General features: G+C 70.3%; 6 protein-coding genes. 3 read left to right on the top strand and 3 right to left on the bottom strand.

Annotated features, from left to right (window positions below; genetic code table 11):
• On the top strand, nucleotides 1–4,352 hold a 4,352-nt coding region (locus BMY89_RS25425), incomplete at its 5' end, for an RHS repeat domain-containing protein (protein ID WP_332455112.1).
• A 133-nt stretch (nucleotides 4,353–4,485) separates the two neighbouring features.
• Here BMY89_RS25425 and BMY89_RS25420 read toward each other — a convergent pair.
• From BMY89_RS25420 to BMY89_RS25410, 3 genes are all read right to left on the bottom strand, one after another.
• Nucleotides 4,486–4,713, bottom strand: coding sequence for a hypothetical protein (locus tag BMY89_RS25420; RefSeq protein ID WP_092382591.1), 228 nt, complete (start codon nucleotides 4,711–4,713; stop codon nucleotides 4,486–4,488).
• A 119-nt stretch (nucleotides 4,714–4,832) separates the two neighbouring features.
• Entirely contained in the window at nucleotides 4,833–5,243 is a 411-nt protein-coding gene (locus BMY89_RS25415) for a hypothetical protein (protein WP_092382590.1), read from the bottom strand.
• Between the two features lie 31 nt (nucleotides 5,244–5,274).
• Nucleotides 5,275–6,120, bottom strand: a complete 846-nt coding sequence (locus BMY89_RS25410) for a GNAT family N-acetyltransferase (RefSeq protein ID WP_092382589.1) — start codon at nucleotides 6,118–6,120, stop codon at nucleotides 5,275–5,277.
• 147 nt (nucleotides 6,121–6,267) lie between these two features.
• On the opposite strand from BMY89_RS25410, the gene gltB reads away from it, so the two are divergent.
• The gene (gene gltB, locus BMY89_RS25405) at nucleotides 6,268–10,995 is read left to right on the top strand and encodes a glutamate synthase large subunit (RefSeq protein ID WP_092382588.1); all 4,728 of its coding nucleotides are present in this window, start codon (nucleotides 6,268–6,270) and stop codon (nucleotides 10,993–10,995) included.
• Complete coding sequence (locus BMY89_RS25400; protein ID WP_092382587.1) at nucleotides 10,988–12,499, top strand: glutamate synthase subunit beta; 1,512 nt, start codon at nucleotides 10,988–10,990, stop codon at nucleotides 12,497–12,499. The genes gltB and BMY89_RS25400 overlap by 8 nt, the downstream gene beginning before the upstream one ends.
• The last annotated feature ends 76 nt before the right edge of the window (nucleotides 12,500–12,575 follow it).

Genomic DNA, 12,575 nt, shown 5'->3' with positions numbered 1-12,575 from the left:
TGAACCGGTGGCGGATCAAGCAGATCCGCACCGAGTCCGGCGGCGACATCCTGGTCACCTACTCGGGGCACGACTGCACCCGCAGCACCCGGCCGACGCCGCACTCGAACACCAAGCGGTGCGTGCCGGCGTACTTCTCCTGGCCGGGCACTGGTGACCCGACGCTGGACTGGTTCCACAAGTACGTGGTCACCCGCATCGACCAGGACGACCTGGTCACCGACCAGCCGAACCAGACCACCTTCTACGACTACCTGGACGATCCGGCCTGGGCCTACAACACCGACGAGTTGACCAAGGACAAGCACCGCACCTGGGGCGACTGGCGCGGCTACGGCCGGGTCCGGGTGCGTCAGGGCGACCCGACCAACGGCGTGCAGACCGCCGTCGAGTACCGCTACCTGCGCGGCATGCACGGCGACAAGCAGCCCAGCGGCACCCGCAACGTGCAGGTGTCGGACACCTGGGGCGGATCGATCACCGACCACGAGGCGTTGCAGGGCTTCGTCCGGCAGGAGATCACCTACAACGGCGCAAGTAGCAGCGGCGTCAATGGCGCGGAGGTCTCCTCCACGCTGCAGGAGCCGTGGCGGGTCGGCCCGACGGCGACCCGCACGCGCAACGGCGTGACCACCAACGCGTGGAAGGTCAACAACGCCTCCACCCGGACCCGTACCGCGTTGGCCACCGGTGGCTTCCGCACCACCAAGACCGCCACCACGTACAACCCGGACGGTCTCCCGACCGCGGTGGAGGACATCGGCGATGAGGCCGTCACCGGGGACGAGACCTGTACTCGCACGAGCTACGCGCGTAACAACGACAGCTGGATGATCGACAGGGTCAGCCAGACCGAGACGCTCTCGGTCACCTGCGCCAACGCGGCCACCCCGGCGACGCCGGCCACCGTGCTGAAGCGGGAGCGGTCCTTCTACGACAGCTACACCGACGATTCCTCGTTCGGCGCAGCCCCGACCAGGGGCAATGTGGTCCGCACCGAGGAGTTGGACCGGTTCAACGGCACCACCCCGGTGTATGTCCGCACCGGGTCGACCAGTTTCGACGCCAACGGCCGGGTCACCTCGACGACCGACGCCCGGGGCCACAGCAGCACGACCGCCTACACGACGGCCAACGGCGGGTTGCTCACCCAGACGGTCGAGACCAACGCGCTCGGCCATACCAAGACCACCGCGCGGGAGCCGGCGTGGAACCTTGCCACCCGGTCGACCGACGAGAACGGGGTCTTCACCGATCTGACCTACGACGGTCTGGGTCGGTTGACCAACGTGTGGTTGCCGGGCCGGAGCAAGGCCAGCCAGACCCCGAGTACGAAGCTCAGCTATCTGGTGCGCAACAGCGGCGGCCCGACCGCGGTGACCACCGAGAGCCTCCTGGTCACCGGCTCGACGTACAAGAAGTCGGTCACCCTGTACGACGGGTTCCTGCGGGAGCGGCAGACCCAGACCCAGGCGACCGGTGGCGGGCGGCTGCTGGCCGAGACGTTCCACAACGCCCGCGGCGAGGTGGAATGGACCTCCGAGCCGTACCACGACACCACCAACGCGGCACCGTCGAGCACCCTCGGCACGCCGCAGGGGCAGATCCCGTCGATCACCCAGAACGTGTACGACGGGGCCGGCCGGCAGACGGCGGAGATCCTCAAGGCCCTCGGGGTGGAGAAGTGGCGGACCAGCACCAGCCACGGCGGCGACCGCACCCACATCACCGCACCGGTCGGCGGCGTCGTCAGCACGGTGATCACCGACGCCAAGGGGCAGACCACCCGGCTGCGGCAGTACAAGAATCGGGCCGACGTCGGCTCGACCGATCCCGCCAAGTACGACGAGACGGAGTACACCTACACCCTGCTCGGGCAGCGGAAGACCATCAAGGATCCGGCCGGTAACACCTGGTCGCACAGCTACGACCTGCGCGGCCGGGAGATCCAGTCCGTCGATCCGGACAAGGGCACGACGACCTCCACGTACGACGCGGAGGGCAACACGCTCACGGTCACGGCGCCGTTGGGCACCGGGACCACGACCGTTGCCTACACCTACGACGCGTTGGGCCGTAAGACCAGCCTGCGCGATGACAGTGCGACCGGGGCGGCGCGGGCCGAGTGGCTCTACGACACCCTGCCCAACGGCAAGGGCAAGCTGACCTCCACGACCCGCTACTCCGGCGGCCAGCCATGGATCAACCGCACCGACTCGTACGACGCGTTCGGGCGGACCACCTCCACCTCGGTGGTGGTCCCGTCGTCGGAGTCGCAGCTGTGCGCCGCGGCGGCACCGAACCCCTGCACCTACACCACGACCACCAGCTACCGCGTCAACGGTCAGGTGCACCAGGTCAACCTGCCGGCCGCAGCCGACCTGCCGGAGGAGCGGTTGACCTTCGGCTACAACGATCTCAGCGAGGACGGCTCGTTGCTGTCGGCGGCCCAGATCTACGTCGGGGCGGTGACCTACGACAAGTTGGGTCAGCTGACCGGGCGGGAGTTGGGCGCCTACGGCTCCCGGGTGGCGGTCACCTCCGACTACGACGAGCCGACCCGCCGGCTGAAGGCCACAAACGTGGTGCCAGAGCTGAAGCCGGAGGCAGCGAACTGGTCCTACGACTACGACCACGCCGGAAACGTCACCAAGATCAAGGAAGCGGCGCAGGGGCAGACCGCAGACACGCAGTGCTACAACTACGACTATCTACGGCGATTGAACCGGGCCTGGACGCCCAACTCCGGTGACTGCGCCGCAAGCCCCACCGTTGGTGGGCTCGGTGGTCCGGCGCCGTACTGGCACTCCTGGACCTTCGATGTCACCGGCAACCGACTGACCGAGACCCGGCACGCGGCGACCAACACCGTCTACACCTACACCCACCCGACCGCCGGGTCGGCCCGGCCGCACACGGTCACCAACGTCACGGCCAGCGGCGGTGTCTCCTGGAGCCGCAACTACGGCTACGACAACGCCGGCAACACCATCACCCGGCCCACCACCAGCGGCGCCACCCAGAACCTGGTGTGGAACCGGGAGGGTGACCTGGAGAGCGTCACCGAGGGCGGCAGCACCACCAGCTTCCGCTACGACAGCGAGGGCAACCGGCTGACCCGTACCGACGCCACCGGCAAGACCCTCTACCTCAACGGCGGCCTGGAGGTCCGCTACACCAACGCCACTGCGGCGAAGACAGCCACCCGCTACTACACCCACGCGAACGCGGTCATCGCCATGCGGACCGGTAGCGCGCTGTACTGGATTCTCGGTGACCACCACGGCACCGCCGAGCTGACCATCAACGCCGTGACCCTGGCGGTGGCCAGACGTCGCACCCTGCCCTACGGCGACACCCGGGGCAGCGCGGTCGGCACCTGGCCGACCGCGATGGACAAGGGTTTCGTCGGCGGCACGAAGGATCCGACCGGCCTGACCCATATCGGCGCTCGAGAGTACGACCCGTTCATCGGCCGGTTCATCAGCGTCGACCCGGTCATCGACTTCGCCGACCCGCAACAGATGCACGGCTTCGCGTACAGCAACAACAACCCGGTGAGCTTCACCGACCCGGACGGCGAGTTCCTGCGCAGCGTCCTGAAGAAGACCGGGAAGTTCATGCATGACAATGCCGGGAACATCTCGCTCGGGTTGGGGGTGGCGGCGGCGGTGTGTTCGGCCATTCCGCCGCTACAGGTTGCCGCGCCGTTCCTCGCGGTGGGGTCGGCAGGGTTCGGTGCCTACGACGCGGTGCAGAGTTACCGGAAGGGCGACAAGGTTGACGCCGCGGTGGGTGCCGTCGGGATCATCCCCGGCGGAAAGGCCGTCGGGCAGAGTTTCAAGTTGATCAAAAACGTCAGGAAACCGGCTTGGGACTTCGCGAAGAAGAAGTGGACGCACATGAAGTTCACCAAGACCAACGAAGGATTCCAGGCCAATGCGCGCCGCCCCGGCCAGGACGAGAGTTATCGGCGGTTGGCGTACCAGATGGAGACCCAGGGAATGCGGATCGCCGACAGCGCCCTGGACATCTACCGGCAGCGGTATCTCGGTGCCGTGAGCGCCGTTCTCGACAAGCCACCGACCTGGGTGGACGCGCTCGACAGGGTGCACCTCGCAGAGAACTTCTCGTTCACCACCTGCAAGATGATCGGTACGTGTGCACAGTCGCGCCATCAGATGATCTTCCCGGAACCGACCGCGCGCAACCCGGTCAAGGCAAACAGTGGCACCCGAGGCGGTAGCAGCGGCAGCTACAATCCGAAGCCGACACCGGCGAAGAATTCACCGTCTGCACCCGTGCGGACGCCGACGTACAACTGGTCGCCAGGGCGACTCGGCGGTATCTAGGCAGGATTACGTAAACCCCGGTCACTGACCCGGGTCGAGTGGGTGTCGGGCCGCGAGGATGAACTCCATCCGCGCGGCCCGACCTCAGCTTTCTGGCCGGACCGCCGGGCGTGCGCCGATGCCGGACGGCAACTCACGTGCCGGGCGGGAACCACTGTCGAGACGATTCGGGCGCCAGCAACAGGCCGACAACGGCAGCGAATCCCGCCGTTCGTAGCACCGTTGATGCGTCGATATCGGGAAGTCCCGTCAAGCCGTACGCGATGTTGAAAGCGGCGAAGCCGACCGTCAAGATCCGGGCGCGCCCGACCTGGCGCCACAGGCCGTAGGCGAAGGCCAGCGAAAGAAGGATCAGCCCCACGGCAAAAATCGTCGCCCTCGGCTCCGTGGCCCCGGGCGCGGTGCTTGTCTTGAACTGAGCCGCCTGGATGACGCTCGCCGCCGGAAAGTTGTCCCACCCGTGCGGTGCTGCTGATCTGCCTATCCCCGGGGCCTGGCCGTTCGGCCGGGATCGGACCGCCGTGCGCCGTTCGGGAACCACTCCCTGGCCGACGCGGGAGCCAGCAGCAGGGCGGCCACGGCTGCGTATCCCAGGATCTTCAGCAGCGACAACGGGCCGGAACCGACAAGTCCCAGGAGGCTGTACGCGATGCTCACGCCGGAGGCGCAGATCGCGAACAGCCGGGCCCGCCACATACGTCGCCGCAGACCGTACGCGATCGCCAGCGACAGGCCAACGAGCACCACAGCGAATAGCCTGGCCCTCGTCTCGGTTGGCTCGGACGTCGAAGCAATTATCAGCTGGACCGCCTGGATGGCCGACGCCAGCGGGAAAATCAACGCCGCCGCGACGACCGGCACGGGCACGCGAGGTTGGTCCTCGTCAATCATCGGATCATGGTAGGTGCTGGATGCGCACGTGTCAGGTGGTGACTGCGGCGGGTTCGGCGATGCAGGCGGTACCGATGCGCCGGAAGCCGACCCGCAGGTAGACCCGGGCGATCTCCTGGCTGCCGGCGGAGAGGAAGACCAGATCGGTGCCGGCGGCCAGCAACGCCCGCGCCAGGGCGGCGGTGACCGCCGCGCCGAGTCCCCGTCGTCGGGCGCTCGGCAGGGTGGCCACCCCGGCGATCTCCGCCACCTCACCGACCCGCATCGCCATCCCACTGGCCAGCGCACCCTCCGCCGGGGTGCCGGCCAGCGCCGAGAGACGGCTGCCGTCGGCGATGCGGGCCCGTTCCTCGTCAAGTGCCGCCACGTCCAACCCGATCATGGCGGCGTCGCGCTCGACCGGGCCGGCCGTGCCCCGGCCGGTGCCGGGTGCGGCGAACCCGACCGCCGCGACCGCCCGCCGGGTGGCCACCTCCGCGGCGAGGTCCGACGCGGAGGCCGCGAGCAACCGCACCGGTACGTCGGAGAACGCGGCCGGATCGCCGACGGCGGCCGGGTCGAGCACCATCAGTGGGGCCTCCAGCACCGCCAGTCCTGCCGAGCGGGCCACCGCGAGCAGCTCCGGGTTGACCTCGTGCACCCACTCCAGGGCCTCGGGCAGGCCGAGTTCGCGCTGCCGGGCCCGCACGGCCGTCAGGTCGGCCAGCGACGGCGGCCGGTCGGCGTTGCGGCGGGGGCGGGCGTAGAACGGCCAGCCGGAGCCTTCGCGGACGAACAGGACACAGGCGCCGTGTTCCTCCACCCGGGCCGCGTCCCGGGGCACCGCGTCGTAGAAGCGGTCCAACTTCTCGAGCAGTTCGGCGTGCCGAGTATCCACCGCGCGAGACTACATGTCCCAGAGTCTGGACGGTGTGATCAATCTGCACTGGCCTTGCGTACCGAGCCCTAACGTAGACTCAATAGTCCGATACAGGGCCGACGTCGTCCCGACCATGTTTCACCCTGAGCGACGACAGGAGGCCCGGTGGCCCTCGCGTACCCACACCGCCCCCAGCCGGCGCCGCGAAATGGCCAGGTAGCGTCCCCTGCCGGCCTGTATGACGCCTCCCGCGAGCACGATGCCTGCGGGGTGGCCTTCGTGGCGGATCTGTACGGACGGCGCTCCCACACGGTGGTCGCCAACGGGCTCGGCGCGCTGTGTCGGCTGGACCACCGGGGTGCCCGGGGCGCGGAACCGAACACCGGCGACGGCGCCGGCATCATGATCCAGGTGCCGGACGCGTTCCTGCGTGCGGTGGTCGAGTTCCCGCTGCCCCCGGCCGGCGAGTACGCCACCGGTCTGGTCTTCCTGCCTGACGACGACGCGGCCGAGGCCCGCGCCCGTCAGGTGACCGAGAAGTACGCCCTGGTCGAGGGCGCTGACGTGCTCGGCTGGCGGGACGTCCCGGTGGACCCCTCGGACCTCGGCGAGACGGCCCTGGCGGCGATGCCCCGGGTGCGCCAGATCTTCCTCGCCGCCAACCGGCTGACCGACACCCCCGCCGGCCCGGCCGGCTCCCGGCTGCACGGCATCGAGCTGGAGCGGGTCGCCTTCTGCGTCCGCAAGCAGGCCGAGCGCGAGTCCGCCGAGCGCGGGGTGGCGGCGTACTTCCCGTCGCTGTCCGGCCGGACCATGGTCTACAAGGGCATGCTCACCCCGGACCAGTTGCCGGCGTTCTACCCGGACCTCACCGACGAGCGGGTGGACAGCGCCATCGCCCTGGTGCACTCCCGGTTCTCCACCAACACCTTCCCGTCCTGGCCGCTGGCGCACCCGTACCGCTTCATCGCCCACAACGGCGAGATCAACACCATCCGCGGCAACCGCAACTGGATGCAGGCCCGCGAGGCGTTGCTGCGTACTCCGGAGCTGCCCGGCAACATCCGGCGGGTCTTCCCGGTCTGCACCCCGGCGGCCTCCGACTCGGCCAACTTCGACGAGGTCCTGGAGCTGCTGCACCTGGCCGGCCGCAGCCTGCCGCACGCGGTGCTGATGATGATCCCCGAGGCGTGGGAGAACGACCCGGACATGGCCGCCGACAAGCGCGCCTTCTACCGGTTCCACGCCAGCCTGATGGAGCCGTGGGACGGTCCGGCCTCGGTCGCCTTCACCGACGGCGACATCGTCGGCGCGGTGCTCGACCGCAACGGGCTGCGGCCGGGCCGCTGGTGGCAGACCGCCGACGGGCTCGTGGTGTTGGGCAGCGAGGCGGGTGTGCTCGACCTCGACCCGGCCGCCGTGGTCGCCAAGGGCCGGCTCCAGCCGGGGAAGATGTTCCTGGTCGACACCACCGCCGGCCGGATCGTGCACGACGAGGAGATCAAGGCCGAGCTGGCCGCCGCCCAGCCGTACGTCGACTGGCTGCACGCCGGCCTGATCCAGCTGGACGACCTGCCGGCCCGTGAGCACACCGTCTTCACCCACGACTCGGTACGCCGCCGGCAGCAGACCTTCGGTTACACCGAGGAGGAGCTGAAGATCCTGCTCGCGCCGATGGCCCGTACCGGCGCGGAGCCGATCGGCTCGATGGGCACCGACACCCCGATCTCTCCGCTGTCCACCCGGCCGCGGCTGCTCTACGACTACTTCCACCAGCTCTTCGCCCAGGTCACCAATCCGCCGCTGGACGCCATCCGGGAGGAGTTGGTGACCAGCCTGGCCTCGACGATCGGCCCGGAAGGCAACCTGCTCGACCCCGGCCCGGCGAGCTGCCGGCAGATCGTGCTGCCGTACCCGGTGATCGACAACGACGAGCTGGCGAAGATCCTCTCCATCGACGAGGACGGGGACCTGCCCGGGTTCAAGGCGGTGCGGGTCTCCGGGCTCTACCGCATCCGCGACGGCGGCGCCGGGATCAAGGCTCGGCTGACCGAGATCTGCCGGCACGTCTCCGAGGCGATCGAGGACGGCGTCCGGATCCTGGTGCTCTCCGACCGGGACTCCAACGCCGACCTGGCCCCGATCCCGTCGCTGCTGCTCACCGCGGCGGTGCACCAGCACCTGGTCCGGGAGCAGACCCGGACCCAGGTGGCGCTGATCGTCGAGTCCGGCGACTGCCGCGAGGTCCACCACGCGGCCGTGCTGATCGGCTACGGAGCGGCGGCGGTCAACCCGTACCTCGCCTTCGAGTCGGTGGAGGACATGATCTCCACCGGAGTGTTGACCGGAGTCGAGGCCAGCACCGCGATCCGCAACTACGTGAAGGCGCTCGGCAAGGGCGTTCTCAAGATCATGTCGAAGATGGGCATCTCGACCGTGTCGTCGTACTGCGGCGCCCAGGTCTTCGAGGCGGTCGGGCTGCACACCCGACTGGTCGAGCGGTACTTCCGGGGCACGCCGAGCACCATCAGCGGCGTCGGGCTCGACGGCATCCACGCCGAGGTGGCGGCCCGGCACGCGCTGGCCTGGCCGGCGCCGGGCGCCGCCGCCGTGGACCTGCTGCCGGTGGGCGGCGAGTACCAGTGGCGCCGCGAGGGCGAGCTGCACCTGTTCAACCCGGAGACGGTCTTCCTGCTCCAGCACGCCACCCGCAGCCGGCAGTACGACGTCTTCCGCGACTACACCGCCAAGGTCGACGAGTTGGCGGCCAGGGCAGGCTCGCTGCGCGGGTTGTTCCGGCTGCGCAGCGGCGTGCTGCCGCCGGTGCCGATCGACGAGGTCGAGCCGGCCAGCGAGATCGTCAAGCGGTTCGCCACCGGCGCCATGTCCTACGGGTCGATCTCGGCCGAGTCGCACGAGACCCTCGCCATCGCGATGAACCGGCTCGGCGGCAAGTCCAACACCGGCGAGGGCGGCGAGGACGTCGACCGGCTGCACGACCCGGCCCGCCGTTCCGCGGTCAAGCAGATCGCCAGCGGCCGGTTCGGTGTCACCAGCGAATACCTCGTCAACGCCGATGACCTGCAGATCAAGATGGCCCAGGGGGCCAAGCCCGGCGAGGGCGGGCAGCTGCCCGGCAACAAGGTGTGGCCGTGGATCGCCCGGACCCGGCACGCCACCCCCGGCGTCGGCCTGATCTCGCCGCCACCGCACCACGACATCTACTCCATCGAGGACCTCGCCCAGCTGGTGCACGACCTCAAGTGCGTCAACCCGGCCGCCCGGGTACACGTCAAGCTGGTCAGCGAGGTCGGGGTCGGCACGGTCGCCGCCGGGGTGGCCAAGCTCAAGGCCGACGTCATCCTGATCTCCGGCCACGACGGCGGCACCGGCGCCTCCCCACTGAACTCGCTCAAGCACGCCGGCACCCCGTGGGAGCTGGGTCTGGCCGAGGCGCAGCAGACGCTGCTGCTCAACAAGCTGCGCGACCGGGTCACGGTGCAGGTCGACGGCCAGCTCAAGACCGGTCGGGACGTGATCGTCGCCGCGCTGCTCGGCGCCGAGGAGTTCGGCTTCGCGACCGCTCCGCTGATCGTTTCCGGCTGCATCATGATGCGGGTCTGTCACCTGGACACCTGCCCGGTGGGCATCGCCACGCAGAACCCGGTGCTGCGCGAGCGCTACACCGGCAAGCCGGAGTTCGTGGAGAACTTCTTCCTCTTCCTCGCCGAGGAGATCCGCGGCTACCTGGCCGAGCTGGGCCTGCGCAGCATCGACGAGGCGATCGGTCGCACCGAGCTGCTCGACGTCGTTCCGGCGATCGAGCACTGGAAGGCCGGCGGGCTCGACCTCGACCGGGTGCTGCACCTGCCGGAGCTGCCCGAGGGCGCTTCCCGTCGGGGCGTACGCGCCCAGGACCACGGCCTGGAGCTGGCACTGGACAACGAGCTGATCGCGCTGGCCGGGCCCGCGCTGCGCGACGCCGGCACACAGGAGCCGGTCAGTCTGGTACGCGCCGAGGTGGCGATCCGCAACGAGCACCGCAGCGTCGGCGCGATGCTCGGTGGCGAGGTGACCCGCCGGTTCGGCGGGGCCGGGCTGCCCACCGACACCATCGAGTTCACCCTGCACGGCACCGCCGGGCAGTCCTTCGGCGCGTTCCTGCCGCGTGGGGTGACCCTGCGCCTGCACGGCGACGCCAACGACTACGTCGGCAAGGGTCTCTCCGGCGGTCGGCTCGTCGTCCGTCCGGACCCGGCGGCGCCGTTCGTCGCCGCCGACGCCGAGCCGGGTCGTCGGGCCGAGGACCAGATCATCGCCGGCAACACCATCCTCTACGGCGCCACCGAGGGCGAGGTCTTCCTTCGTGGTCGGGTGGGGGAGCGGTTCGCGGTGCGCAACTCCGGGGCGGTGGCCGTCGTCGAGGGCGTCGGCGACCACGGCTGCGAGTACATGACCGGCGGCACGGTGGTGGTGCTCGGTGCGACCGGTCGAAACTTCGCCGCTGGCATGTCCGGTGGCACCGCGTTCGTCTGGAACCTCGACCGCCGGCGGGTCAACACCGAACTGGTCGACCTCGCCCCACCCGGTGAGCAGGAGCGGACGCGGCTGCACGAGCTGGTGCAGCGGCACTTCGCCGAGACCGACTCGGCGATCGCCGAGCAGCTGCTCAAGCGTTGGCCGGAGGCGGTGGAGGAGTTCACCGCCGTGGTACCCCGGGACTACCGCCGGGTGATGGAGATCATGCGGGCCGCCGAAGCCGCCGGCCAGGACGTCGACGACGCGGTGATGAGCGCGCTGGCGCCACCGGCCCCGCGGCCGGTCTCCGCCGATTCGTCCCAGCCGGCGCTGTCCGCCCCGCGGGCGGTCGCCCAGGAGGTGGCTCGTGCCTGACCCGAACGGTTTCCTGCGCTACCCGCGACGGATGCCGGCCCGCCGGCCGGTGCCGGTGCGGATCAGCGACTGGCGTGAGGTCTACCCGCCGGCCGGCGAGGAGCTGATCCGCGAGCAGGCCACCCGGTGCATGGACTGCGGTATCCCGTTCTGTCACAGCGACACCGCCGGCTGTCCGCTCGGTAATCGCATCCCGGACTGGAACGACCTGGTCCGCACCGGCAACTGGGACGCGGCCGTGGAGTCGCTGCACGCCACCAACAACTTCCCCGAGTTCACCGGGCGGCTCTGCCCGGCACCCTGCGAGGCCGCCTGCGTGCTCGGCATCGCCGGGGGGCAGCCGGTGACCATCAAGCAGGTCGAGGTGGAGATCGCCGACGCGGCGGCCCGGGGTGGCCTGCTGCCGCGTCCGGCGCCGACGTCGTCCGGCCGGTCCGTCGCCGTGGTCGGTTCCGGGCCCGCCGGGCTCGCCGCCGCGCAACAACTGGCCCGCGCCGGTCACGCCGTCACCGTCTACGAGCGCGACGACGCGATCGGCGGCCTGCTGCGATACGGCATTCCCGACTTCAAGCTGGAGAAGCGGCACATCGACGCCCGACTGACCCAGCTCGCCGCCGAGGGGGTGGTCTTCCGCACCGGGGTGAACGTCGGCGTCGACGTCACCGCCGAGCAGCTGCGCGCCCAGCACGACGCGGTGCTGCTCGCCTGCGGCGCGTTGCAGGGCCGGGACACCGACACCCGGGGCCGGCAGCTGCGCGGCGTGCACCAGGCGATGGCGCACCTGGTGGCCGCCAACCGGGTGGTCGCGGCGGCCGGCGAGGGCCGTCCCGCCCTGGCCACCCTGCCCGACGGTACGCCGATCGACGCCGCCGGCAAGCACGTGGTCATCATCGGTGGCGGCGACACCGCGGCCGACTGCCTCGGTACGGCGCACCGGCAGGGCGCGGCCGGTGTACACCAGCTGGACCTGTACCCGATCCCGCCGCGGACCCGCGACGAGGCGCGCGACCCCTGGCCGACCTGGCCGTGGGTGCTGCGCGAGTACCCGGCGCACGAGGAGGGCGGCGAGCGGGTCTTCGCCGTCGCGGTGGAGGAGTTCGTCGACGACGGCACCGGCGCGGTCCGGGCCGTGCGGATCGTCGAGGTGACCGTCGAGAAGCGGGACGGCCAGCGCATCCTCACCACGGTGCCGGGCACCGAGCGGGAACTGCCGGCGGACCTGGTGCTGCTGGCGATCGGCTTCGAGGGCACCGAGGAGCAGCCGCTGCTGGCCCAGTTCGGGGTGGCCCGCAACGCGCGGGGCGCCGTCGAGTCCCAGGTGGACTGGCAGACCGGGGCCGAGGGGGTCTTCGTCGCCGGCGACATGCACCGCGGCGCGTCGTTGATCGTCTGGGCGATCGCGGAGGGTCGGGCCGCCGCCGCGGCGATCCACAGCTACCTGGGCGGCACCGGCATCCTGCCGGCTCCCGTGCATCCCGCCGCCCAACCCCTCGCCGCCCGCTGAGATGTAAGGAGGGGCCCCCTGTTAACGCCTGGCGTATAGCAGGGGGCCCCTCTTAACGTCTCGACGTCGCCGACGG

The sequence above is a fragment of the Micromonospora phaseoli genome, assembly GCF_900109115.1.
GTDB classification, from domain to species: Bacteria; Actinomycetota; Actinomycetes; order Mycobacteriales; family Micromonosporaceae; genus Micromonospora; species Micromonospora phaseoli.
This window is presented reverse-complemented; position numbering and strand designations above follow the sequence as displayed.

Excerpts from the sequence above, each read along its gene's own strand:
- BMY89_RS25415 (WP_092382590.1), bottom strand. The coding sequence starts at position 5,243 with ATGATTGACGAGGACCAACCTCGCGTGCCCGTGCCGGTCGTCGCGGCG.